This is a genomic window from Caloramator mitchellensis (assembly GCF_001440545.1).
In the GTDB taxonomy this organism is placed as follows: domain Bacteria; phylum Bacillota; class Clostridia; order Clostridiales; family Caloramatoraceae; genus Caloramator; species Caloramator mitchellensis.
In genome coordinates, this window is sequence record NZ_LKHP01000003.1 from 20,615 (window position 1) to 45,985 (window position 25,371).

Below are 25,371 nucleotides of genomic sequence, written 5' to 3' on the forward strand. Positions count from 1 at the left end.
GAAAATTTTTAATCTACATTAAAGGTGGTGATAACTTGGCACTTGAAGTTGTTAGACAAGTATCAGAAATTGAAAGACAGTCAGAGGAAATTGTTAAACAATCCCAATTAAAAGCCACGGAAATTATTAAAAATGCAAAAGAACAGGCAGATAATATCATCAAGGATGCTCATAAAAGAGCAAACATTATGCATGATGAAATTTTATCGAAGTATGAAAACGAGGGGCAGGTTGAAGCAAATCCAATTATTGAAGAGGGAAACAAATCAATAGAGCAAGTAAAAAATGTTCCACCTGATAAATTGGATAAGGCTGTAAATATGGTTATCGAGAGGATAGTGAATAGCCATGGCGATAGTTAGAATGAAAAAAATAAGCATAGTTGCTCCGAAAGAAGATAGGGATGGACTGTTAAAACTGATTCAAAGATTAGGAACAGTTCAACTTATTAATATAGAAGAGCAGCTAGAAGATGTTGAACTTAAAACTGAAAAGGTGAACAGTGAAGCTGAATACAGATATTCTAAAATTAAATTTACCTATGAATTTTTAAAGGCATATTCAGATGTTAAAAAGGGCTTATTTACTAAAAAGAAGGTCCTTAGCTTGGAGGATTTTGAGAATCTGAATAAACATGTTAACTGGGAAGAAATCTATGAAAAATGCAAATCTATTGAAGATGAAATCAATTCAGTAAATTCGAGGATTTCGAAGATTGAATCACAGATAATCCAATACAGCGATTGGATTAACCTTGATGTCAATTTAGTAATTCTTGAGGGTCTAAAAAATATAAGCTATTTCATAGGAACTATCAATAAGAAGTTTAAGGACTCCTTCTTATTGGAGTTTAATGAAAAGTTCAAGGACGCTTATTTTGAAATTATCAACGAAAAACAAAGCGATGTGAACCTATTTGCAATTGTTCACAAGAATATTTACGACGAAGTATTTGAAGTGCTAAAAAAATATGGTTATACAAAGCTAAACATCGAGCTTGATAAAACACCATCTCAAAAGATTGATGAATTTAACAGTGAAATCCAAGCTCTTAAAGCAAGAGAAAACGAGTTAAAGCTCGAGGCTAAGAAGCTTACTGAAAAAATAGATGAAGTTGAGAGCATTTATGACTACATCTACTCAGAATTGCTGTTAGAACAGGCAAAGGCAAAGGTTGCTGGAACCAATAAGACCGTTATATTTACTGGATGGATACCCGAGAATGAAGTAGAGAAGGCTACAAATGCAATTTACACAAAATTCAGACATATTTACATCGATTTGGAAGATGGAGACCAGGAAAACGCACCGGTTCAGCTGAAAAACAGTTGGATTGTTGAACCGTTTGAAGTTGTAACTTCAATGTATGCTCTTCCAAAGACTAATGAAGTTGACCCGACGCCTATTTTAACACCGTTTTTCCTATTGTTCTTTGGAATGATGATGGCGGATATTGGCTACGGGCTTATGATGATGGCTGTAAGTATTGTATTATTAAAGTTTACAAGCGTCGAAGGTGATTTAAAGAAACTTGCTAAGTTAATACTTTACTGCAGTTTTCCAACTATACTGTTTGGTTTCTTATACGGCAGCTTCTTTGGAGGAATAATTCCAATAACTCCACTATGGCTGAATCCAGTTGACAGACCAATGGATGTTTTAACATTCTCAATTGTCTTTGGTTTGATACATCTATATGTAGGACTTGGAGTTAAAGCATACAGGCTTATAAGGGATGGAAAGGTTAAAGATGCATTCTTTGATGTAGGTGCATGGTATTTACTGCTTTCAGGTCTTATTTGGATGGGATTAGGCGGAGGAAATATTGCAAAAATAATTGCAATATTGGGTGCTGCTATAATACTTTTAACTCATGGTAGAGAAAACAAAACAATAGTCGGTAAGTTCTTTGGAGGATTTTATTCACTATACGGAGTTACAGGATACTTAGGAGATGCACTTTCCTATTCACGTCTTTTAGCATTAGGACTTGCATCGGGTTTGATAGGGTGGTCTTTTAACCTCTTGATTGAACTATTAGGAGGGGGCATAACAGCTTTAATATTTGGACCAATTATATTCATAGCAGGACATACTTTTAACTTTTTAATAGGACTTTTAGGAGTTTATGTTCACACATCAAGATTGCAGTATCTTGAATTTTTCGGAAAGTTCTATGAAGGTGGCGGAAAGGCATTTGAGCCTTTAAGAATAAAAACTAAATTTATTAAGGTTGAATAAGGGAGGAATTAACTATGGAAAATTTTGCAACATTCGTTGAATTTTTAAAGGTTTATGGTGGAGCTATATTAGCCCTACTTGGAGCAGCATTAGCAGCTTTAATGGCAGGTATAGGGTCAGCTAAGGGTGTAGGAATAGTTGGTGAAAGCGCTGCAGGCTTAATTACAGAAGACCCAGAAAAGTTTGGTCAATCACTTATACTCCAGGTTATCCCAGGAACACAAGGTTTCTATGGATTTATTACAGCTCTTATAGTTTTACAAAGAGTTGGACTTCTTGGTGGAGGCTTAAAGCCATTAACACTTTCACAGGGATTCCTATTATTAATGGCATGTCTGCCAATGGCATTTGTTGGTTTATATTCAGCTATATCACAGGGTAAAACTGCAGCTGCAGGTATTCAAATATTAGCAAAGAGACCAGAAAAGATGTTCAATGGTGTTATTTATGCCGTAATGGTTGAAACTTATGCCGTAGTTGCTCTTATTACTTCAATATTGATGATTGTTAACATAAAGATATGAAGGAGTGCTTAAAATGGCCGGAATAGATAATTTAAAGGAAAGGCTTCTCAGTGATGCAAAAGCTAAGGCACTTGAAATAGAAAACCAAGCAAATGCTAAGGCTGATGAAATATTAAAGGAAGCTAACCTAAAGGCTGAAAGGATAATAGAAGAAATAAAAGAAAAGGCAGAAAAAGAAGGAAAAGAGTTAAAGGAAAGAATTATCTCTAAGGCTAAAATGCAGGTTAGAGATATGATGCTAAAGCAAAAGCAGGATTCTATAGACAACGTATTCAATTTAGTTATACAGAAGATTAATTCAATGGATATAAATTCCTATAAGGAATTTATAAAGAAGATAATATTAAACAACGTAGAATTTGGAGATGAAGAAATAGTTGTTTCAGCAAAGGACAAGGAAAGAATAGATAACAGCCTTATAGCTGAAATAAACAGCATATTGGTTCAAAATGGAAAGATGGGCAGCATAACTTTAAGCCCTGATACTGCCAATATTAGCTCAGGCTTCATCATGAGAAGAAAGGGCTTGGAGATTAACTGCACAATTGAATCGATAATAAGAAATTTAAGAGATGAAATAGAAACAGAAATTGCAAACATAATATTTTAATTCCTCCATTTAAAAGGACAGGAGGGGAAGGAATGGATTTAACTATTTTTGCACAAGCAATAGCAAGAATAAAGGCTTTAGAAACAAAATTGCTCGACAGAGCTAAATTTGAAACAATAATTGAATCCAAGGATTTCAATGACGCAATTAGGATTCTTCAGGATTCACAATATGCTCAGTATTTAAGTTTTGATTATGAGGCAGGGCTTTATAAAGCGCTTGAGGATTTATATGTTGAAATGAGAAAATTAAGCCCGTCTAAAGAAGTAGTGGACGTATTAGCTGCAAGATACGATGGCCACAACATAAAAACATTGATAAAGGCCAAGTTTTCAAATTTCGATAGCGATAGGCTTTTGATAAACATTGGAACTATTCCTTTAGATAACTTAAAAATAATGCTAAAGGAAGAAAATTTCAGGGAAATGAACAAAACACTAAGGTTCTATGTTGAAAAGGCAATCGCAGAATTTAAGAATACCCAAAATCCTCAGGATATAGATATCATAATCGACCAGGGTATTTTAAAATATATGCAGGAAATTGCAGAGGAATCTGGTCTTGAATATCTAAAGAAAATAGTCAAACTAATAGTTGATATGACAAATATAAAGGCCTTTATAAGGATAAAGGTTCAGGATAGGGAAAGGGAATTGTTTGCAAAGGTATATACTAGCGGTGGAAATCTTGATATGGACCACTATATGAACAGCTTTAACGATAGCTTGGATAGTTTTGCAAACAGGATAATGCACTCGGAGCATTTCAAATGGGTAAAGGGTGCGATAGAAGAATATATTAAAAACGGCGATATAGGAAGCATTGAAAAGTATGGCGATAATTATATAATCGATATAATTAAAAATTCAAAATTTGTAAGCTTCGGGCCAGACCCACTTATAGCTTTTCTAATCGCTAAGGAAAACGAAAACAGGTTATTGAGAATAGTTTTGACAGGGAAGAAGAACAATGTATCACCCGACGTTATAAGAGAAAGGCTGCGTGATGTTTATGTATAAGATAGGAGTTGTCGGGGAAAAAGACGCGGTAATTGCTTTTCTATCGCTTGGAATGACTGTAAAATCAGTTGAAACTCCACAGGAGGCACAAAGGGAAATTGACCTGATGGCAAGGGAAGGATATGGTCTTATTTTTGTAACTGAAACTGTTGCTAAAGAAATAGATGAGACTATTGAAAGATACAAAAACAGCTTTCTCCCTGCTGTTATACTAATACCAGGAAGCCAGGGCAGTCTTGGAATAGGGATGCAGAAAATAAAAGACAATGTAGAAAGAGCTGTCGGAGTTGATATTTTATCAAAGAAGGAAGGTTGATAGTCTTGAAGGCGGGAAGGATTATAAAAGTATCGGGACCACTCGTTATTGCAGAGGGAATGGAACATGCTAAAATGTTTGACGTTTGCAGAGTAGGTCACGCTAAACTTATAGGCGAAATAATAGAAATGCGTGGAGATAAAGCTTCAATACAGGTTTACGAAGAAACATCCGGTCTTGGAATAGGTGAGCCTGTTGAGTCAACAGGAGAACCACTTAGCGTTGAATTAGGGCCAGGACTTATAGAAGCCATGTTCGATGGTATTCAAAGACCTCTTGATAAGATAATGGACGTTGCAGGCGACTTCATTACAAGAGGTATTGCCGTTCCTTCTCTTGATAGAGAGAAAAAGTGGCATTTTGAACCTATTAAGAAGTTAGGAGATGTGGTTGTTGCTGGTGACATATTAGGAAAGGTTCAGGAAACAACCCTTATTGAACATAGAATACTTGTTCCAAATGGCGTTGAGGGTGAAATAGTTGAAATTAACGAAGGCGATTTTACTGTTGTAGAGTCTATTGCAAAGGTTAAGACCAAAAACGGCGATATAGTTGAGCTTACAATGATGCAAAAATGGCCAGTTAGAAAGGGAAGACCATACAGGTCAAAGATTACTCCTGAAGAACCAATGTTAACCGGCCAAAGAATAATAGATACCTTCTTCCCGGTTGCAAAGGGTGGAACAGCCTGCGTTCCAGGACCATTTGGAAGTGGAAAGACGGTTGTTCAGCATCAGCTTGCAAAATGGGCGGATGCTGAAGTAGTTGTATACATTGGATGTGGAGAACGTGGAAATGAAATGACAGACGTTCTTATGGAGTTCCCTGAACTTAAGGACCCAAAATCAGGGGAGCCATTGATGAAAAGAACGGTTCTAATTGCAAATACATCAAACATGCCTGTTGCAGCCAGAGAAGCATCAATTTATACGGGTATTACGATTGCTGAATACTTTAGAGACATGGGCTACTCAGTTGCAATAATGGCAGACTCTACATCAAGATGGGCAGAAGCTCTAAGAGAAATGTCTGGGCGTCTTGAAGAAATGCCTGGTGAAGAAGGATATCCAGCATACCTTGCTTCACGTGCTGCTCAATTCTATGAAAGAGCAGGTAAGGTTTACTGCAACGGTTCAGATGAGAGAATAGGTGCACTTACAGTTATAGGCGCAGTTTCACCTCCAGGTGGAGACCTTTCGGAACCAGTTACTCAGGCAACATTGAAGATAGTAAAAGTTTTCTGGGGACTTGATGCACAGCTTGCATATAGAAGACACTTCCCTGCAATAAATTGGCTACTTAGCTATTCACTCTACATGGACAAAATAGGTCCATATATAGAAAAGGCTGGATATGAAGGTTGGCAAAGCATGGTTAGTGAAGCAATGAAAATACTTCAGGAAGAGGATGAATTGCAAGAAATCGTAAGGCTTGTAGGTATTGATGCGCTTTCCGAAAAGGATAGATTAACTCTTGAAGCTGCAAGAACATTAAGGGAAGACTATCTACATCAAAATGCATTCCATGATGTTGATACGTTTGCTTCACTTAAAAAGCAGCACAAGATGCTTAATTTAATACTGGATTTCTATCATCTTTCACAAAAAGCTTTAGATGCAGGGGTTTACTTGAGCAAACTTATTGCCCTTCCTGTAAGAGAAAAAATTGCAAGAGCAAAATATGTTCCTGAGACAGAAATGGAAAAAATAGATGAAATATTTGTTGAGCTAAGAAATCAAATCGAATCTCTTATAGAGGGAGGGAATCTAAATGCTTAAGGAATACAGAACTATAAGAGAAGTTGCAGGACCATTGATGCTTGTTGATGAAGTTGAAGGTGCTCTTTATGATGAAATAGTTGAAATAGAAACACAGTCAGGTGAAATCAGAAGAGGTAAGGTGCTAGAAATAAACGGAGATAAAGCGCTCATCCAGCTATTTGAAAGTTCTGCTGGAATTAATCTAATGGGTAGCAAGGTAAGATTCCTTGGAAAAACTCTTGAACTTGGTGTATCTATAGATATGCTAGGTCGTGTATTTGACGGACTTGGAAGACCAAAGGATGGAGGACCAAAGATAATACCTGAAAAGAGGCTGGATATAAATGGTAACCCATTAAACCCAGTTGCAAGAGATTATCCGTCAGAATTTATTCAAACAGGTATCTCTGCTATAGACGGTCTTAATACTCTTGTTAGAGGACAAAAGCTTCCAATATTCTCGGGCTCAGGTCTACCACATGCAAGGCTTGCAGCACAGATAGCAAGACAGGCTAAGGTTATAAGTGCCGACAGCAAGTTTGCCGTTGTTTTTGCAGCAATGGGTATTACATTTGAAGAAGCAGATTTCTTTATATCAGACTTTAAGAAAACAGGTGCGATTGATAGGGCTGTTCTTTTCATGAACTTAGCTAATGACCCAGCTATTGAAAGAATTGCTACTCCAAGAATGGCGCTTACAACTGCTGAATATCTAGCTTACGAAAAGGGAATGCACGTTCTTGTTATAATGACGGACATGACAAACTACTGCGAAGCTCTAAGAGAAGTTTCAGCAGCAAGAAAGGAAGTTCCAGGAAGACGTGGCTATCCAGGATACCTATACACTGACCTTTCAACTCTATATGAAAGAGCAGGAAGAATTAAAGGCAAAGAAGGTTCTATAACTCAAATTCCTATACTGACAATGCCAGAAGACGATAAAACTCACCCAATTCCTGACCTTACGGGATATATTACAGAAGGACAGATAATACTAAGCAGAGAATTATTCAGAAGAGGTGTAAACCCACCAATCGACGTTCTTCCATCCCTTTCAAGACTTAAGGATAAGGGTATTGGAAAGGGCAAGACTAGAGAAGACCATGCTGATACAATGAATCAGCTATTTGCAGCTTACGCACAAGGTAAGCAGGCAAAGGAACTTGCAGTTATATTAGGTGAAGCTGCTCTTTCAGATACTGATAAGCTTTACGCTAAGTTTGCTGAAGAATTTGAAAAGAGATACGTTGGACAGGGTGAATATGAAAACAGAACTATTGAAGAAACATTAAGCATTGGATGGGAGCTCCTTTCAATACTTCCAAGAACAGAACTTAAGAGAATTAGAGTTGAATACATCGACAAATACCTTCCCAAAAAAGGGGATGAAATTTAATGAGACTTAATGTTAACCCTACAAGAATGGAGCTTAGCCGTCTAAAGAAAAGGCTAAAGGTTGCAGTTAGAGGTCATAAATTATTAAAGGATAAACAGGACGAGTTGATGAAAAAATTCATCGACCTTGTTAAGAAGAATAACGAATTAAGAATAAGAGTGGAGGAGGAGCTTACAAAATCCCTAAAGGATTTCATGATGGCAAAGGCTGTCATGGGCTCTTCTGCACTCGAAGAGGCAATAATAATGCCAGCCGAAACTGTAAAATTAGATGTTTCAAAGAAAAATATAATGAGCGTTAACGTTCCAATTATGAACTTCGTTAGAGAAGGTAAGGAAAACGCGAGCATATATCCCTACGGCTTTTTAACAACAACAGGGGAGCTTGACGCTGCTATTAAAAAGCTTTACGACATACTTCCTTCGCTATTGGAACTTGCAGAAGTTGAAAAGTCCTGCCAGCTCATGGCTGACGAAATTGAAAAGACAAGAAGACGTGTTAACGCGCTTGAATACGTTATGATTCCACAGTTAAAGGAAACTATCAAGTATATTTCAATGAAACTTGATGAAAACGAACGTGGAACACTAACAAGGCTCATGAAAATCAAGAGCATGATGCAAAGTAAGTGACATTCACTTGATTTCTTGAGTTCTTGAATTGTTTGTCAATTTGGACAAAGCCCCATGATATGATTTCTCTTTCTTTCTCACTGAATCAGGATATCTATGTAATGTTTTTAAAGGGACTATATGTTTGAACCTACGTCCTGTAGGCCGGCTATTTCAAAATGTTGAGTAGAATTGAGGGATATTCAAAAGCAGATGAGAAAGAGTAGAAAGGGTTCATGAGAGGCTATTATGAAGCGTATTATAGATTTGTTTAGGTTCTATGTCAATATTAGGGGTGGGCAAATTATCAATGCCCATCCTTTATTATTTAGGATATTAATAGAGATGAATTAATATATTAAATTATCGAATTGAAGCTGTCATTGATATTACAAAACTAAGTTACTTTGAAAAGGTTAAGCCTAAATAAAAATTGTTGATTGAGGCATCAGAAAAATGTTACAATTATTTTAGGGGTGATAATAATTTTAAGGGGTTGAGTGGCTTGGTTCATATAATTCGAGAATATTTTCCAGCATTTACACATAGAAATTATAAATTGTTCTGGACAGGACAAGTTATATCTTTAATTGGAACATGGATGCAGAATGCAGCTCTTAACTGGATTGTCTATTCTATGACGCGAGACGGTTTTTTATCAGGGCTTATGACGGCCGTTCAATTCACACCGCTATTTGCATTTTCGCTTTTCGCAGGTCTTATAATCGAAAGATTCCCAAAAAGAAAAATACTCATTTTCACGCAAAGCATGCTTTTAGTTTTTGCACTTATATTTTATATTTTACTATATTTTAATCGTTTGACATATCCTTTGATTCTAATTATATTATTTTTCATAGGAACTATTCAGGCGCTTGACAATCCTACAAGACAATCCTTTGTTGTTGAACTTGTTGAAGGCAAAAAGCATCTTTTAAACGCAATCGCATTAAATTCTGCAGCATTTAATGCTGCAAGGCTGGTAGGGCCAGCAGTTGCGGGAAAGATGATGGCTGATTTTGGAGCGAAATGGTGCTTTTTATTTAATGCAATAAGCTTTTTAGCAGTTTTGATGGGGCTTTTGATGATGAAGATGAAGGATATCCCATCAAGGCATCAGATAAAGGACCCATTGTCTGATATAAAAGAAGGATTAAAATATATAAAAAAGACCCCAAAACTTTTATATACAATTATATCACTTGTTATAATTCCAACATTTTGCATGAATTTTAATGTATTGATTCCTATATACACAAAGGATTATCTAATGATGCAGGAAAAGGCCTATGGGATGCTATTATCGTCATTAGGTCTTGGGGCATTAATAGGGGCCATATTTGTAGCTGTAAGGGCAAGCAAGGAAAAGGCGCTGTATTTTCAGCTTATGGGGTCATTTGGACTTTCTGCATTCTTAATCATACTTGGACTTTTAAAGAACTATAATTTATCTATATTGAATTTGGTAGTTCTTGGACTTTTTATGATATCGTTTAATACAACTTCAAACAGCATATTGCAGTTTAATTCACCCGATGAAATGAGGGGTAGAATTATGAGCGTTTATTCTCTTGTTTTTGGAGGTTTAACACCAATCGGAAGTTTATACGCAGGAACTTTGGCAAAATATGCTGGTGCAAATAACGCATTTATAATAAGTGGAATAATTGGATTTATAGGTTTTTTTGTTCTTTTTAAAAGAAGAAGGGAGCTTGTTTAAATTGGAAAGATTTATAAAAACTCCTAACCTGCCTCAAGGAAATGTTTCACTTGCAGCAGTCGACGGCAGAATTAACAGCGAAATAGAAAAACAATTTAATAAATTAAATATTAGGCTTATAAAAACAGAGAAAATAGATACATATGATGCAATTTCCTATCATCCTGATATAATGCTTCATCATATTGGAGAGGATAAAATAGTTGTGCCTCCAAACATCCCAAATAAACTTTACTATGAACTTGAAAAGGAAGGATTCAAGTTAATAATAGGCAAAAAAGCTGTTGGATACCAATATCCTGATGATGTAGCCTATAACGTAGCAAGAATAGGAAAATGGGCAGTCTGTAATAAAAGATTTACTGATGAAATACTTTTGGATGAACTTGTAAAAAGTGAAATCGATATAATCGATGTTAAACAAGGATATTCAAAATGTTCCATCGCTATAATTGCACAAAATTCTGTAATTACTTCTGATAAAGGAATTGCAAAAAAAATGGTTCAAAATTTATTAGATGTCTTATTGATTCAAGCGGGGTTTATAGAACTTAAGGGGTTAAATCATGGGTTTATTGGAGGAGCATGTGGATTTGTTTCACAAGACAAATTAGCATTTTATGGCAATTTAAGATTCCATCCCGATGAAAGCAATATCAGAAGGTTTATGTCAAAATACGGTATTTATTGTTTGGAACTGTCCGAAACTAACCTGATTGATTATGGAACTATTATCCCTCTGAAGGAATATTCTATATTGAAGTAAAAATTCCCTGTATATGTTGCGCTATGCCACATATACTAAACTTGAAGGGAGTGATAATAGTGCTTCTCTTATCAATTGGATTTGCCGATGAAAGTAGCAACATTAACGATAAATTTAATGAGCTGTGCACATATTTAAGAAACAACGAAATAAACATTGCCATGGTGGAAAACGATATTGCGGAATATCATTATATAAAATTGTTATTAAAGGACAGTGAAAAGGATATTAAGAATTTTGATAATTATAGAGATTTGTTTTTAAGTTATGCAACCGATATTATTTATGAATATATATCAAAAAATTATGAAATGAAGATACTAGAAAAGCTTATAAGGCAAAATTATGGTTATTTTTCTCCTGAAGAGATGGAGGATATAAAGCAAAAATGCGGTTCATATATAATGGGAACAGGTATTCTACCTGTTAACGATGTCATAACAAGTATGAAACATAGAAACGAAATCTACAAAAAAATAGAGGACTACCTGCAGGAGAGCAATGAGATTATAATAGATGGATTTGTTAAGTTTAGGTTGAAAAATTTAGAGGATGACATTAGTGAGATACTCGATAGGATGATTGAAGAATACATGGTGGAAAGGGAATACGATGAATTTATAAAGCTGCTTAGGTATTTTGTTGAAATACAGGAGAGCAAATACGATGTTCTTAACATATATATAAATCAAAATGGGGACTATACCTTAAAAGACGGCAACTCATTAAATATCACGCGTGAATTGTTTGCGGATTTTGAAGTCTTTAATGAAAACAATGATACAACCGTTGATGACATACTTTTGAGCATTATTGTTACTTGTGCCCCAAGGCAGCTCATAATTCACTCGGTTGAAAACTGCAGAAACAAGGAAATAATTGAGACGATTAAAAATATATTTTTGGAGCGAACTATATTCTGCGATACCTGTGAGGATTGCAAAATAATAAGGTCTGGACAGATAGTTTGATATTGACAATTTTAGATTTTAGTTGTAGAATTATTCAAAAGGTAAAAGCGTTGATGGGGAAGAGTAGGTCTTGATGTGTTATCAGAGAGGGAGACTCACCGGCTGAAAGGTTTCCTTAGCATTAGAGATTGAAAACCACCCCGAAGCTCCGTCCGGAAATCAATCGAGAGTATGGATTGGCGTTTGCCGCGTTAAGGCATCAAGTTGGGTTTATACCAATTTGGGTGGAACCGCGGAAGATAGGCCTTTCGTCCCATTAGGGATGAAGGGCTTTTTTGTCGTATATAAACAGTTAGATACTTTAGAAGGAGGTTGTAATTATGATTAATGTTACTTTAAAGGATGGCAAGGTGTTAGAATTTGAAGCACCAGTTAAAGCAGAAGACGTAGCTAAAAAGATAAGCATGGGACTTTACAAAAATGCCCTTGCAGCTAAAATCGATGGAGAGGTTAAGGAACTTTTCACAGTAATCGATAAGGACTGCAGCCTTGAGATATTGACCTTTGAGGATGAAGGTGGTAGAGAATCATTAAGACACACTGCATCCCATATTTTAGCGCAGGCAGTAAAAAGGCTTTTCCCGGATGTTAAACTTGCTATAGGTCCTGCTATCGATAATGGATTCTACTACGATTTTGATGCAGATTTTCCAATAACTCCTGAAATACTTGAGAAGATTGAAAAGGAGATGGAAAAGATAGTTAAGGAAGATTTAGAAATTGAACGTTTTGAACTTCCAAGGGACGCTGCTATTAAATTCATGCAGGAGAGGGACGAAAACTACAAGGTTGAGCTTATAGGGGATATCCCTGAAGGGGAAAACATTTCATTCTATAAGCAGGGTGAATTTGTCGACCTATGTGCAGGCCCTCATGTTGCTTCAACTGGCAAGGTTAAGGCGATAAAGCTTTTATCAGTTGCCGGTGCATACTGGAGAGGAAACGAAAAGAACAAGATGCTTCAAAGAGTTTATGGAACAGCTTTTTCTAAAAAGAGTGAACTTGAAGAATATCTAAACCTATTAGAAGAAGCTAAAAAGAGAGACCACAGAAAAATAGGCAAGGAACTTGAATTGTTTGCAATAATGGAGGAGGGTCCGGGTTTCCCATTCTTCCTTCCAAAGGGAATGGTTATAAGAAACGAACTTGAAAACTTCTGGAGAGAAGAACACGTTAAAAGGGGCTACAAGGAAGTTAAAACTCCTATAATACTTAACGAAGCATTATGGCACCGCTCAGGGCACTGGGACCACTATAAGGAAAACATGTATTTTACAAAGATAGATGAACAGGATTTTGCAGTAAAGCCTATGAACTGCCCGGGTGGAATATTAGTATATAAGAACACAATGCACAGCTACAGAGAACTTCCATTAAGGCTTGGAGAACTTGGACTTGTTCACAGACACGAAATATCAGGAGCTCTCCATGGACTTATGAGGGTTAGATGCTTTACTCAGGACGATGCCCATATATTCATGCTTCCATCACAAATAAAGGACGAAGTTTTGGGAGTTATAAACTTTATCGACTATGTCTATAAATTATTCGGATTTGAATACCACGTAGAGCTATCAACTAGACCTGAAAACTCGATGGGAAGCGATGAGGATTGGGAACACGCAACAAACTCACTTATTGAGGCTCTAAACTCAGCCGGACTAAACTATAAGGTTAACGAAGGCGACGGTGCATTCTATGGTCCAAAGATAGACTTCCACCTGAAGGATTGCCTAGGAAGAACATGGCAGTGCGGAACAATCCAGCTTGATTTCCAAATGCCAGAAAGATTTGACCTACACTATATAGGTGAAGATGGAGAAAAGCACAGACCAGTAATGATTCACAGGGTTATATTTGGAAGCATTGAAAGATTTATAGGAATTCTTATAGAACAATATGCTGGAGCATTCCCAACTTGGCTGTCACCTGTTCAGGTTAAGATACTTCCAGTCACTGACAGAGCAAATGATTACGCAAGGGAACTTGAAGCAAAACTAAAGGAAATGAACATAAGAGTTGAATCAGATTTAAGAAACGAAAAGATAGGCTACAAGATAAGAGAAGCTCAGCTTCAAAAGGTTCCATATATGATTATACTTGGTGATAAGGAAGTTGAAAATAAGAATATATCTTTAAGATCAAGAAGAGAAGGCGATTTAGGTTCAATGGAATTTGAAGCTTTCCTTTCAAAGATTACAGAAGAAATAGATAAAAAGATTAGCAATGTGTAATAAACTATTGACAAGTTGAGTTTTTAGTGGTATTCTAATTAAAGTATAAGCAGAAGCCATCCGCTTCTCACCTTACGCTGCTGGCAGTAGGGTTGTTATAGGTCGTAATGTATACTATGCGGATGGGACTACCATCCGCTTTTGTTTTGTAAAAAATTAGGAGGTGAATGTTATTAATAAACAACATTTAATCAACGAAGAAATTCGTGAAAAGGAAGTTAGACTCATCGATAGCGATGGTTCACAGCTTGGAATAGTGGCTACTAAAGAGGCGCTTAAATTAGCTGAACAAAAACAGTTAGACTTAGTTCTAATTGCACCACAGGCAAAACCACCTGTATGCAAGATTATGGACTACGGTAAGTTTGCTTACGAGCAACAGAAGAAGGAAAAGGAAGCAAAGAAAAAGCAAAAAGTTATAAACATAAAGGAAATGAGAATTACTCCAAACATAGATGAACACGACCTTAATGTTAAGGCTAAAAATACAGAGAAGTTCTTAAAGGATGGCGACAAGGTTAAAGTTACTGTTAAATTCAGAGGAAGAGAAGCAGAACATTCCCATTTAGGAGAAGAAGTTCTTAGAAGATTCTTTGAAAAGGTCTCTGAAGTGGGTGTTATAGAAAAAGAGCCAAAGCTTGAAGGCAAAAGTATGATAATGATATTAAGCCCTAAGAAACAGTAAACGAGAGGAGGAAATCACAATGCCAAAAATGAAGACACATAGAGGTGCGGCAAAGAGATTTAAGAAGACTGCATCAGGAAAATTCAAAAGATCACACGCATATCATCGTCATATATTGACTAAGAAGAGTGCAAAGAGAAAGAGAAAGCTTAGAAAGGCTGCATTCGTAAACGTTACAGAAATCAAGAAAATGAGAAAGTTAATGCCTTACGCATAATCGACTAGAAGGAGGTAAGAAATATGGCAAGAGTAAAGAGAGCCGTTCATGCTCATAAAAAACGTAGAAAGATAATGAAGCTTGCTAAGGGATACTTTGGAGCAAAGAGCAAGTTATATAGAATTGCAAAGCAACAGGTAATGAAGAGCTTAGCTTATGCTTACGTAGGAAGAAAGCTTAAGAAGAGAGATTTCAGAAAGCTTTGGATAGCAAGAATTAATGCTGCAGCAAGAGCAAATGGATTATCATACTCAAGACTTATAAACGGTCTTAAGCTTGCTGGAGTTGAAATAAACAGAAAAATGCTTGCTGATATCGCGGTAAACGACGCAGCAGCATTTGCTGACTTAGTAAACTTAGCAAAGTCAAAACTAAATGCATAATTTAAGCTAATTTAACCAAAAGAGGCCTTTTTTAGGCCTCTTTGTGATTTTTAAAAAAATTTAAAAGTGCTATAATATATTATTGTATTAGATAAACTAAATATCGGGAGGACTTTGTATGCTATTCAAAGAAAGCGAGGAAGGCGTCAAAATATACAAGCTACAGCCTGTGCAAATATTGGCGCTCGGATTTGCAGGAGTTATTCTTTTAGGGGCACTTATTTTGAAATTGCCTATATCCTCTGCAGACGGAACATCTACACCTTTTATAGATTGTCTCTTTACAGCCACCTCTGCTGTATGCGTTACAGGACTTGTTGTTGTAGATACCGGAACGCACTGGAGCACATTTGGACAATTTATTATACTTTTATTAATTCAAATAGGCGGGTTAGGATTCATGACCTTTGCAACTCTGTTTGCAATTGTCCTTGGAAGGAAAATAACCCTTAAAGAAAGGCTGGTTATGCAGGAGGCATTTAACGCCTTTAATATACAGGGTATTGTTAAGCTTGCCATCTATATTATGGGAATTACCTTCAGTATAGAGGGGCTTGGGGCCATTCTTTTATCAACGCAATTTGTTCCTGAATTCGGTTGGAAAAGGGGAATATATTACGGAGTTTTCCATGCCATATCCTCTTTTTGCAATGCAGGTTTCGATTTGATTGGCGATTTTAAAAGCTTAACGCCGTATGTTGAAAATCCGGTAATCAACTTAACAGTTATGGGTCTTGTTATAGTTGGCGGATTAGGATTTGGAGTTATTACCGAAATAATTAACCATAAAAACATGAAAAAATTCTCGCTGCATTCAAAGGTTGTCCTTTTGACGACGGCAATTTTGATAGCGACAGGGGCAGTAATGTTTTTTGTTCTTGAATACAACAACCCTAATACTCTTGGGGCATTGTCATTCAAGGGCAAAATACTATCAAGCTTGTTTGCCTCAGTTACTCCAAGAACAGCAGGATTTAATACAATAAATCTTCCGGATATGACAACTTCAAGCAAGTTCCTTACAATATTATTAATGTTTGTCGGTGCGTCGCCAGGCTCTACAGGCGGTGGTATCAAGACGACAACTGCAATGCTGATAATTATGACGGTTTATGCTGTCATTCATGGTAGAGAAGATACTGAAATGTTTAATAGAAGAATTCCGAAAGAAGTTGTATATCGTGCTATTGCAATAACTTTTATAAGCTTTATGCTGGTAATTGGAGTTACTATGGTCCTTTCAATAACCCAAAGCGGCGACTTTATGGAATTTCTTTATGAAGCAACATCAGCCTTTGGAACAGTTGGACTTAGCTTGGGCTTAACATCTACACTGACTAATATAGGAAAAGTAGTGGTAATGTTGACTATGTATGTAGGCAGAGTTGGACCACTTACTCTTGCACTTGCATTTGCACGAAAACAGTTGATGACAAGCAAAAGCGTAAAATATCCTGAAGATAGAATATTGGTTGGATAATTTAGGAGGTCATTTTATGAAATCTAAGCAATTCGTAGTGATTGGACTTGGAAGATTTGGCTCAAGCGTTGCCAAAACATTATATCAATTAGGAAATGAAGTAATGGCAATAGATAACGATGAAGAGACAGTTCAGAGCATTTCAGATTATGTAACTCACGCTGTTCAGGCTGATGCTACAGACGAAGCTACAATAAGGTCTTTAGGAATTAGGAACTTTGACGTTGCAGTTGTGACAATAGGCAGTGACATTCAATCAAGCGTAATGGTTACGCTTCTTTTAAAGGAACTTGGAATAAAATATGTTATAGCAAAGGCGCACAATGAACTTCATGCAAAAGTTTTATATAAGATTGGCGCAGACAGGGTGGTATTCCCAGAAAGAGATATGGGAGTTAGAGTTGCGCATAATCTTTGCTCATCAAATATACTCGACTATATAGAACTTTCGCCGGACTATAATATTATGGAAATTGCAGCAATTGAAGAATGGCACAATAAATCATTTAGGGAACTCGATATGAGAAACAAATACGGATTCAATGTTATGGCAATTAAAAGGAGCAACGACATTAACATCTCGCCTAAGGCGGATGACGTCATTCGTCCAGGTGATATACTTGTTGTAATCTCTGAAACGGATAATATAAGAAAATTTGAATCTGATAAATTAAGATAGGATTGATTTTATGCTCAGCAAAAACAATAAACTTATTAAAGATACTCTAAAATTAAAACAGAAGAAATACAGGGATGAGTCAGGAAAATTCATCATAGAAGGTGCAAGGTTTGTTGAAGAGGCGTTAAATGAAAACAAGGTAGAATATATTTTCTACTCAGGAAAGTTTGCTTCTTCTAAATACTCATCAATATTAGATGCAAATTGCCCTAAATATGAAGTAGAAGATGCAGTGATAAAAGAACTTTCGGACACAGAAACGCCACAGGGCATTATTGCAGTTTGTATAAAGACTGATTATGATTTAGAGGTTTTAAAGGATTTTGCAGTAATAATAGACGGGGTTCAGGACCCTGGAAACCTTGGAACAATAATAAGAACAGCAGATGCTGCTGGAGCCGACGCTGTAATTATAGTAAAAGGGACAGTTGATGTGTATAATTCTAAAACTTTGCGCTCAACGATGGGCTCGATATTTCATCTGCCTGTAATTTATATAGATGAATTCGAAACTTCAATAGATATATTAAAACAAAAGGGCTTCAAAGTATATGCTACTGACCTGACTGCTAAAAGTTATATATACGACTTTGATTTTAAACAGAAAACTGCAATAATCATAGGAAACGAAGCAAATGGGATACCACAAAGCCACATAGAGCTTGCAACGGATAAAATAAAGATACCTATGATAGGCAGAGCAGAGTCACTAAACGCAGCCATGGCGTCTTCAATACTTTTATATGAGGTTGTAAGGCAAAGAATTATCAAATGAGAAAATGAATATTGATTAAAATTATTAGTTATGATAAAATATTCCACAATGATATTAAGATGCGAAACGATGAAGGAGTCCAGTAGTCCGGCGATGTGCACAGGGAGGGGATGCCGCGATTGAGAGCGTCCCTGCAATGTAACCGAATGAACCTTCGCTCCAAAGTTCCACAGCTGAAATTAAGTAGGCTGCTGGCGGCACAGCCGTTATACGAATGAGTGGAACGCTTGTGCGTTCAACTAGGGTGGTAACGCGGTCTCCCCGTCCCTATTTGGGATTGGGAGCTTTTTTATTGGTGACATTCACTTGATTTTTTGAGTTCTTGATTTGTTTGACAATTTAACTTTAGTATTCGTCAAAATTTAGTAAAAGGAGGCTAAAAAATGAGAGAGCAGCTTCAAAAGATTAAAGAAGAAGCATTATTGGAGATTAAATCGGCTGACAATAGCCAGAAAATCGATGAGATTAGGGTAAAGTATCTTGGAAAAAAGGGAAGTCTTACAACGATACTTCGCGGCATGGGTGCTTTAAGCCCTGAAGAAAGACCTATTGTGGGCAAAATTGCAAATGAAGTCAGGGAAGAAATTGAAAACCAGATTGAAAATGCATTAAATGAAATCAAAAACAAAGAAAGAAATATGAAGATTAAATCCGAATACATAGATATTACAATGCCGGGCAAAAGACATTCGATTGGAAACATCCACCCTTTAAACAAGGTGTTAGACGAGATAAAGGAAATATTCTTTGGTATGGGATTTTCAATTGCAGAGGGACCAGAGATAGAGCTTGATTATTATAATTTTGAGGCGCTTAACGTTCCTAAGAACCACCCAGCAAGGGATGAACAGGACACATTCTACATTAGCGAAAACCTCGTTCTTAGAACTCAAACTTCACCAATACAGATAAGAACTATGGAAAAAACAAAGCCGCCTATAAGAATTATTGCGCCAGGTAGAGTTTACAGGTCTGATGCAGTGGATGCAACCCACTCGCCTATATTTTATCAAATCGAAGGGCTTGTTGTTGATAAGGGAATTACTATGGCGAGCCTTAAGGGAACTCTTGAAACATTTGCTAAGAGGTTCTTCGGAGAAAACACAAGAACAAAATTCAGACCACACCACTTCCCATTTACCGAACCATCGGCCGAAGTGGATGTTTCATGCTTTGTATGCGGTGGAGAAGGCTGCAGAGTGTGCAAAGGTTCAGGATGGATTGAAATATTAGGATGCGGTATGGTTCACCCAGATGTATTAAGAAAGGGCGGAATTGACCCTGATGTTTACAGCGGCTTTGCATTTGGAATGGGGCTTGATAGAATAGTTATGATTAAATATGGAATAGATGATATTAGACTATTATATGAAAACGATATAAGATTCCTAAAGCAGTTTTAAGGAGGGATAGCATGAAGGTTCCATATAATTGGCTGTTAGAATATGTTGATTTAGATAAAGGTATAAAAGAAGTTGCAGATGCATTGACAATGTCAGGTTCAAAGGTTGAAGAGGTAATTGAATACGGAAAGGAAATAGACAGGGTTGTAACAGGATATGTTGAAAAAATTACAAAACATCCTGATGCAGATAAACTAAGAATTTGCCAGGTTAACGTTGGGAATGAAACAATTCAAATAGTTACTGGTGCAGAAAACGTTCAGGAAGGCGATACCGTTCCTGTTGCACTTCATGGTTCAACATTGCCAGGCGGGGTCAAAATTAAAAAGGGAAAATTAAGAGGTATAGAATCAAACGGAATGCTATGTTCAGAAGCCGAGCTTGGAATTGCAAAGGATGATTCGGTTCACGGAATTATGATTCTTCCAAAGGATACACCTCTTGGAGTTGACATAAAGGAAATACTTGGACTTAATGGCGGCATAATCGATTTTGAAATAACATCAAACAGAGCAGACTGTTTTGGAGTTTACGGAATAGCAAGGGAAGCATCGGCTACATTTAGAAAACCATTAAAAGCTGTTGAAACAGGTTTTAATGAAAACAGCGAAAATATAAATGATTATTTATCAGTTGAAGTAAAGGATGATTTGTGCAGACGCTATGCTGCAAGGGTTGTAAAAAATGTAAAGATAGGTCATTCACCCGAATGGATGCAGCAAAGATTGATGGACGCAGGGGTTAGGCCTATAAACAATATAGTTGACATAACAAACTATGTAATGCTTGAACTTGGTCAGCCAATGCACGCATTTGACTATAGATTTATCGAAGGTAAAAAGATAATCGTAAGAAGAGCAGAAGAAGGTGAAAAATTCACAACTCTTGACGGAATAGAAAGAACCCTTGACGATTCAATGCTTGTGATTGCGGATGGAGCAAAGGCTGTTGCTGTTGCCGGTGTTATGGGAGGTCAAAACTCTGAAATACAGGAAGATACATCTACTATTGTATTTGAATGTGCAAACTTCAATGGAACTAATGTAAGATTGACAGCAAAGAAATTAGGTTTAAGGACCGAATCGTCTTCAAGATTTGAAAAGGACTTGGACCCAAATATAATAGATGCAGCGCTAGATAGGGCATGCCACCTTATTGAAACTCTCGGCATTGGTGAAGTAGTTGGTGGTAAAATAGATATTTATCCACAGAAACTTGAGCCTTATTATATGGAAGTTAGCAGCAAGTGGATAAATGATTTTATTGGAATTAATATTTCAGCAGAAGATATGAAGAATATGCTAAAGTATCTTGGAATGAAGGTTGAAGGAGATGAAATACTTAAGATAGAAGTTCCAACCTTCAGGCAGGATGTAAAGATAAAGGAAGATGTTGCAGAAGAGATTGCAAGGCTTTATGGGTATGATACAATACCGACTGTAAAGATTAAGGGAGAGGCAGTTGAAGCTGCGTATACAAAGGAACAAAAGCTTGTTAACTTGATTAGGAATACTATGGTTTCATCGGGATTTTTTGAAACAAATACCTACTCATTTGTAAGCCCTAAGGTGTTCGATAGAGTTAAATTAAAAGAGAACAGTCCATTAAGAAATGCTGTAAAGATTTTAAACCCTCTCGGGGAAGATTTCAGCGTGATGAGAACAACACTTATTCCTTCCCTTCTTGGGACATTGGAGGTTAACAATGCAAGGGATAACAAGGAAGTTAGAATATTTGAGGTTGCTAAGACATACCATCCGACTGATGATAAACTTCCAAATGAACCTGTAAGGTTAGGCATTGCAATGATGGGTAAGGCGGATTTTTATGACCTTAAGGGAGTTGTTGAAAATATTATAAATCTTCTTGGAATAGATAAGGTTGATTTTGAAAGGGACGAACAAAACCCAACATTCCACCCAGGACGATGCGCAAGGCTTTTAGTTAGAAGAAAGGATGCGGGAGTGTTTGGTGAGATTCACCCAGAGGTTGCAGAAGAGTATGGAATCGAGGATAGGGTTTATGCTGCTGAAATAGACCTTATGGCGTTATTCGAAGCAGCTAAGTTTGAAAGAAAATACAAACCACTTCCAAAATATCCTGCAATCGATAGAGATATGGCAGTTCTTGTAAAGGACGACATTGCCGTTGCTGAAATTGAGAATATAATCTGGAAGATAGGCAAAGGCTTGGTGGAAGAGGTTAAACTTTTCGACGTTTACAAGGGTAAGCAGGTTCCAGATGGCTATAAGAGCGTAGCTTATTCAATTATATTCCGACTTGAGGACAGAACATTAACTGACGATGAAATAAACCCTGTTTTCAACAAGATAGTTGAAACCCTTTCAAATAAACTTGGCGCTCAGCTCAGATAAATTATCAGTTCCCATGAATGATTTAGAAGGAGACTCTAATTCCATTCATGGGAATTATAATGCTTATAAATTATCCCTTACAAAAAAATCACCAAAAAATTTATAAAAATACAAAAAATTATAGTGAAAAAATTAAAATTAATGATAAAATATAATTAATGCAGCTTATTTGAAAGGGTGCTTGATATGGGTAAAAATAAAGTAAATGTTAAGATAAATGGAATTGAATATACATTGACAGGCAATGAGCCTGAGGAATATCTATTTTCTATCGGCAATTTTGTCGATAAAAAAATAAAGGAAATACTGCGCTCTAATTTAAACCATTCCAATACATCGGCGACAGCGCTTGCTGCTATATTGATTGCTGATGAATTGTTCAAATTGAGAAGGGAATTTGAGACTCTTAAGCAGGTTTCAGTTGAACCTAAAATTAAGCTCGAGGAGCTTGAAAGGGAATACGAAAAGCTATTTGAAATGTATAATTCTATTTCTGATGAGAACAATAAATTAAGACAGGAAAATCAAGAGCTTTTAACTACCGTAGAAGAATTTAAATCCCATTATCAAGAGGTTAGTATGACCGTCGACACCTATAACGAACAGTTAGACGCTCTGCAAAGGCAGATAGATGATTTAACATTGCAAAAGCAGAGCCTTGAAAACGAAGTAAATCAAAAGGAATCCGATATTGAGGAGTTAAAGGATAAGCTGCTTGAGGGTGAAATTGAAATAGTTAGGCTGAAGAAGGAATTGAAAGAGGCAAGAGATTTTAATAAAAAAAGCTTTTACAATAGGGGTTAATCCCCTATTTTTTGTATGGGAGGCTTGGATATGGTAGAACTATTGGCACCGGCTGGAGATTTTGAAAGTCTAAAGGCTGCAGTAATAAATGGAGCAAATGCTGTTTATATTGGAGGAAAAGAATTTTCAGCAAGGCAGTATGCTGGAAATTTTGATAGACAGGAAATAATAGATGCAGTTAGATTTAGCCATGCTTATGATGTTAAGGTTTATGTAACTTTAAATACTCTTTTGAAAAATGAGGAGCTTAATGATGCCCTTAATTACGCTGCCTTTTTATATGAATCAGGGGTAGACGCGATTATAGTCCAGGACATTGGTTTTTTAAAATTATTAAAGGAAATACTTCCTGAATTTGAGGTCCACGCCAGCACACAAATGAGCGTCAACAACTTAGATGGCGTAAATCATCTCTACTCATTAGGAGTTAAAAGGGTGGTTCTTGCGAGGGAACTTAGCCTTAGTGAAATAGAATATATATGCAAAAACACGCAGGCCGAGATTGAAGTGTTCATCCACGGAGCCCTTTGTATTTGCTTTTCAGGACAATGCCTTTTTAGCAGTATGATAGGCGGAAGAAGCGGCAACAGAGGGCGCTGTGCACAGCCTTGCAGAATGCAATATTCCCTCGAAGGTGGCGAAAAAAGCTATATATTAAGTCCTAAGGATTTATGGACTATTGAACATATAGATAAACTTATAAAGGCAGGGGTAAAGTCTTTAAAAATTGAAGGTAGAATGAAAAGACCGGAATACGTTGCAACAGTTGTATCTTCCTACAGAAAAGCAATCGATAATGGTTTAGATGAAGAAGATAAGAAAAACATAATGAGCATTTTCAACAGAGGTGGATTTACAACTGCATATTTGTTTGAAAATCAGGGGCCAGAAATGATGAGCTACCAAAACCCAAAAAATTGGGGAACAGCACTTGGAAAGGTTTTGGACAAAAAGGGGAAATTCGTTATAATCAAACTTGAAGATAAATTGAACTTAGGCGATGGAATTGAAATATTTGGAACCGGCAAAGGAGTTCCAGTGAATAAGATATATAAGAACGGAAAAGAAGTAGAATCAGCCAACAGGGGTGATGAGGTTAAGATATACTTTGAAGAGGCTAAAAAGGGAGATAAAATATATAAAACCCAGGATATAAAGCTCATTGAAAGGGCAAGGGAGAGCTTTGAAGGAAAGTGCATAAAAAAGGTCCCTATAAATGGTTGTTTTAAAGCAGACTTAGAGAAAGTGGTGCTGACCATTAAAAAAGACGACGTAGAGGTTAAAGTTTTAGGCGAAGCACCTCAAAGGGCAATATCAAAGCCTACAACAAGGGAAAAGGTGATTGAATCCCTATCAAAGACCAAGGATACGCCGTTTTATTTTGAAGATTTGGAAGTGGAAATGCAAGAGGGTCTGATGATTCCTATATCACAGATAAACGAATTAAGACGCAGCGCCATTGAAAAGCTGTTAGATAAACTTCAAAACAAAAAGCAAAGGGTTGATATAAATATTAACTTTTCTAAAAATAAAAAGGAAATCATCCCAAAGGTTGCAGTTAAAACCGGCAGAATAGATGTTGCAAGAGCAGCAATAGAAGCGGGTGCAGATATTGTATTCTTTGGAGGAGACAGATTAAGAATAAACAGCAAAGATATAGAAGGCCTTATACAGCACAAAGAAAAAATAGCCCCTTACTTTTCAGAAATTATAATCGAAGAATTCGATGCCCTAAAACAAAGAGCAAAAGAGCTTAAAAGTAAAGGTTTCAATTGTGCTCTGTGCGGAAACATAGGCTTTTATAAAGCGCTTAAAGAAATAGAATATGATGTTTACCTTGATAAGGGCTTTAATATATTCAATTCTTTTTCTGTTGATTTGTTTGAAAATAAAGCGGCACTTATATCTTATGAATTAAACATTAAAGAAATTAAAAATCTTATTGAGAACACAAAAGGCAATACTATGATAACCGTCTATGGAAGAACAAAACTTATGGTCAGCAGATACTGCCCAATTGGAAGCAGCAAAGGATATAATAGGGAAACATGTCCGAATGTATGCAATAACAAAATACACTATTTAAAGGATAGGATGGGCGAGAAATTCCCAATAGCTACTGATATATATTGCAGAAGCCATATATATAATTCAAAAAAAACTATAGTGCTTGAACATATAAAGGACCTTTTAAGTCTTAATAGCGACTACTGGGTTCTTGAGTTTTTAGACGAGGATGCACATGATGTTAAAAATATAGTTTCAGCTTATAAGGATGCAATATCAAGAGGAATTAAAGGAGATTTTACACTTAGCCAATTAGCAATAGGTATATTAGAGAAGAATAAAAATGACATAACAAAGGGACATTTCTATAGAGGGGTTCAATAAGGAGTTGATTT

Annotated in this window: 23 protein-coding genes and 3 other annotated features; all 23 genes read left to right on the forward strand. The window is 36.4% G+C overall.

All coding sequences use genetic code 11. The features are described from left to right. Positions 1–35 precede the first annotated feature (35 nt). The gene (locus tag ABG79_RS03255) at positions 36–362 is read left to right on the forward strand and encodes a V-type ATPase subunit subunit G family protein (RefSeq protein ID WP_057977100.1); all 327 of its coding nucleotides are present in this window, start codon (positions 36–38) and stop codon (positions 360–362) included. After that, positions 349–2,241 (forward strand): V-type ATP synthase subunit I, encoded by a 1,893-nt coding sequence (locus ABG79_RS03260; protein WP_152978196.1) that lies wholly within the window; start codon positions 349–351, stop codon positions 2,239–2,241. The genes ABG79_RS03255 and ABG79_RS03260 overlap by 14 nt, the downstream gene beginning before the upstream one ends. Positions 2,242–2,255: 14 nt before the next feature. Continuing rightward, entirely contained in the window at positions 2,256–2,765 is a 510-nt protein-coding gene (locus ABG79_RS03265; RefSeq protein WP_057977104.1) for a V-type ATP synthase subunit K, read from the forward strand. Between the two features lie 13 nt (positions 2,766–2,778). Beyond that, complete coding sequence (locus tag ABG79_RS03270) at positions 2,779–3,375, forward strand: V-type ATP synthase subunit E (RefSeq protein WP_057977106.1); 597 nt, start codon at positions 2,779–2,781, stop codon at positions 3,373–3,375. A 32-nt stretch (positions 3,376–3,407) separates the two neighbouring features. Continuing rightward, positions 3,408–4,394, forward strand: coding sequence for a V-type ATP synthase subunit C (locus ABG79_RS03275; RefSeq protein WP_057977108.1), 987 nt, complete (start codon positions 3,408–3,410; stop codon positions 4,392–4,394). Further along, a complete protein-coding gene (locus tag ABG79_RS03280) occupies positions 4,381–4,710 on the forward strand; it encodes a V-type ATP synthase subunit F (protein WP_341408293.1) in 330 nt (109 codons plus the stop codon). Before ABG79_RS03275 ends, ABG79_RS03280 begins: the two co-directional genes overlap by 14 nt. 5 nt (positions 4,711–4,715) lie before the next feature. Next, positions 4,716–6,488: a V-type ATP synthase subunit A gene (locus ABG79_RS03285; RefSeq protein WP_200956788.1), complete on the forward strand. Its 1,773-nt coding sequence runs from the start codon at positions 4,716–4,718 to the stop codon at positions 6,486–6,488. Further along, positions 6,481–7,866, forward strand: a complete 1,386-nt coding sequence (locus ABG79_RS03290) for a V-type ATP synthase subunit B (RefSeq protein ID WP_057977110.1) — start codon at positions 6,481–6,483, stop codon at positions 7,864–7,866. Before ABG79_RS03285 ends, ABG79_RS03290 begins: the two co-directional genes overlap by 8 nt. Further along, a complete protein-coding gene (locus tag ABG79_RS03295; RefSeq protein ID WP_057977111.1) occupies positions 7,866–8,498 on the forward strand; it encodes a V-type ATP synthase subunit D in 633 nt (210 codons plus the stop codon). The genes ABG79_RS03290 and ABG79_RS03295 overlap by 1 nt, the downstream gene beginning before the upstream one ends. A gap of 484 nt (positions 8,499–8,982) precedes the next feature. Then, the gene (locus ABG79_RS03300) at positions 8,983–10,197 is read left to right on the forward strand and encodes an MFS transporter (protein ID WP_057977114.1); all 1,215 of its coding nucleotides are present in this window, start codon (positions 8,983–8,985) and stop codon (positions 10,195–10,197) included. 1 nt (position 10,198) lies between these two features. Continuing rightward, positions 10,199–10,963 carry a DUF6873 family GME fold protein gene (locus ABG79_RS03305; protein WP_152978197.1) on the forward strand — a complete coding sequence of 255 codons (765 nt, stop codon included), beginning with the start codon at positions 10,199–10,201 and terminating at the stop codon, positions 10,961–10,963. 59 nt (positions 10,964–11,022) lie between these two features. Beyond that, a complete protein-coding gene (gene ytxC / locus ABG79_RS03310; protein WP_057977117.1) occupies positions 11,023–11,934 on the forward strand; it encodes a putative sporulation protein YtxC in 912 nt (303 codons plus the stop codon). A 41-nt stretch (positions 11,935–11,975) separates the two neighbouring features. Then, positions 11,976–12,193 (forward strand) — a binding site (T-box leader). A 61-nt stretch (positions 12,194–12,254) separates the two neighbouring features. Continuing rightward, a complete protein-coding gene (gene thrS / locus ABG79_RS03315) occupies positions 12,255–14,168 on the forward strand; it encodes a threonine--tRNA ligase (protein WP_057977119.1) in 1,914 nt (637 codons plus the stop codon). 41 nt (positions 14,169–14,209) lie between these two features. Beyond that, positions 14,210–14,321: a sequence feature (ribosomal protein L20 leader region), on the forward strand. Positions 14,322–14,331: 10 nt separating this feature from the next. Continuing rightward, complete coding sequence (infC, locus tag ABG79_RS03320; RefSeq protein ID WP_200956789.1) at positions 14,332–14,853, forward strand: translation initiation factor IF-3; 522 nt, start codon at positions 14,332–14,334, stop codon at positions 14,851–14,853. A gap of 19 nt (positions 14,854–14,872) precedes the next feature. Then, on the forward strand, positions 14,873–15,070 hold the full coding sequence (rpmI, locus tag ABG79_RS03325) for a 50S ribosomal protein L35 (RefSeq protein WP_057977121.1): 198 nt from the start codon (positions 14,873–14,875) through the stop codon (positions 15,068–15,070). A gap of 23 nt (positions 15,071–15,093) precedes the next feature. Next, on the forward strand, positions 15,094–15,453 hold the full coding sequence (gene rplT / locus ABG79_RS03330) for a 50S ribosomal protein L20 (RefSeq protein WP_057977123.1): 360 nt from the start codon (positions 15,094–15,096) through the stop codon (positions 15,451–15,453). Between the two features lie 118 nt (positions 15,454–15,571). Then, on the forward strand, positions 15,572–16,933 hold the full coding sequence (locus ABG79_RS03335) for a TrkH family potassium uptake protein (RefSeq protein ID WP_057977124.1): 1,362 nt from the start codon (positions 15,572–15,574) through the stop codon (positions 16,931–16,933). A gap of 16 nt (positions 16,934–16,949) precedes the next feature. After that, positions 16,950–17,612 carry a potassium channel family protein gene (locus tag ABG79_RS03340; RefSeq protein ID WP_057977126.1) on the forward strand — a complete coding sequence of 221 codons (663 nt, stop codon included), beginning with the start codon at positions 16,950–16,952 and terminating at the stop codon, positions 17,610–17,612. Between the two features lie 10 nt (positions 17,613–17,622). Beyond that, entirely contained in the window at positions 17,623–18,387 is a 765-nt protein-coding gene (locus ABG79_RS03345) for a TrmH family RNA methyltransferase (RefSeq protein ID WP_057977128.1), read from the forward strand. Positions 18,388–18,447: 60 nt separating this feature from the next. Further along, positions 18,448–18,659 (forward strand) — a binding site (T-box leader). A 111-nt stretch (positions 18,660–18,770) separates the two neighbouring features. Then, positions 18,771–19,790: a phenylalanine--tRNA ligase subunit alpha gene (pheS, locus tag ABG79_RS03350; protein WP_057977129.1), complete on the forward strand. Its 1,020-nt coding sequence runs from the start codon at positions 18,771–18,773 to the stop codon at positions 19,788–19,790. Between the two features lie 11 nt (positions 19,791–19,801). Beyond that, entirely contained in the window at positions 19,802–22,165 is a 2,364-nt protein-coding gene (gene pheT / locus ABG79_RS03355) for a phenylalanine--tRNA ligase subunit beta (RefSeq protein ID WP_057977131.1), read from the forward strand. Positions 22,166–22,351: 186 nt separating this feature from the next. Then, a complete protein-coding gene (locus ABG79_RS03360; RefSeq protein ID WP_057977133.1) occupies positions 22,352–22,969 on the forward strand; it encodes a cell division protein ZapA in 618 nt (205 codons plus the stop codon). 30 nt (positions 22,970–22,999) lie between these two features. Then, positions 23,000–25,360: a U32 family peptidase gene (locus ABG79_RS03365; protein WP_057977135.1), complete on the forward strand. Its 2,361-nt coding sequence runs from the start codon at positions 23,000–23,002 to the stop codon at positions 25,358–25,360. The last annotated feature ends 11 nt before the right edge of the window (positions 25,361–25,371 follow it).

Coding starts and splice junctions, on each gene's coding strand:
- ABG79_RS03260 (WP_152978196.1), top strand. CDS start 349: ATGGCGATAGTTAGAATGAAAAAAATAAGCATAGTTGCTCCGAAAGAA.
- ABG79_RS03265 (WP_057977104.1), top strand. CDS start 2,256: ATGGAAAATTTTGCAACATTCGTTGAATTTTTAAAGGTTTATGGTGGA.
- ABG79_RS03270 (WP_057977106.1), top strand. CDS start 2,779: ATGGCCGGAATAGATAATTTAAAGGAAAGGCTTCTCAGTGATGCAAAA.
- ABG79_RS03275 (WP_057977108.1), top strand. CDS start 3,408: ATGGATTTAACTATTTTTGCACAAGCAATAGCAAGAATAAAGGCTTTA.
- ABG79_RS03280 (WP_341408293.1), top strand. CDS start 4,381: ATGTTTATGTATAAGATAGGAGTTGTCGGGGAAAAAGACGCGGTAATT.
- ABG79_RS03290 (WP_057977110.1), top strand. CDS start 6,481: ATGCTTAAGGAATACAGAACTATAAGAGAAGTTGCAGGACCATTGATG.
- ABG79_RS03295 (WP_057977111.1), top strand. CDS start 7,866: ATGAGACTTAATGTTAACCCTACAAGAATGGAGCTTAGCCGTCTAAAG.
- thrS (WP_057977119.1), top strand. CDS start 12,255: ATGATTAATGTTACTTTAAAGGATGGCAAGGTGTTAGAATTTGAAGCA.
- rpmI (WP_057977121.1), top strand. CDS start 14,873: ATGCCAAAAATGAAGACACATAGAGGTGCGGCAAAGAGATTTAAGAAG.
- rplT (WP_057977123.1), top strand. CDS start 15,094: ATGGCAAGAGTAAAGAGAGCCGTTCATGCTCATAAAAAACGTAGAAAG.
- ABG79_RS03335 (WP_057977124.1), top strand. CDS start 15,572: ATGCTATTCAAAGAAAGCGAGGAAGGCGTCAAAATATACAAGCTACAG.
- ABG79_RS03340 (WP_057977126.1), top strand. CDS start 16,950: ATGAAATCTAAGCAATTCGTAGTGATTGGACTTGGAAGATTTGGCTCA.
- ABG79_RS03345 (WP_057977128.1), top strand. CDS start 17,623: ATGCTCAGCAAAAACAATAAACTTATTAAAGATACTCTAAAATTAAAA.
- pheS (WP_057977129.1), top strand. CDS start 18,771: ATGAGAGAGCAGCTTCAAAAGATTAAAGAAGAAGCATTATTGGAGATT.
- pheT (WP_057977131.1), top strand. CDS start 19,802: ATGAAGGTTCCATATAATTGGCTGTTAGAATATGTTGATTTAGATAAA.
- ABG79_RS03360 (WP_057977133.1), top strand. CDS start 22,352: ATGGGTAAAAATAAAGTAAATGTTAAGATAAATGGAATTGAATATACA.
- ABG79_RS03365 (WP_057977135.1), top strand. CDS start 23,000: ATGGTAGAACTATTGGCACCGGCTGGAGATTTTGAAAGTCTAAAGGCT.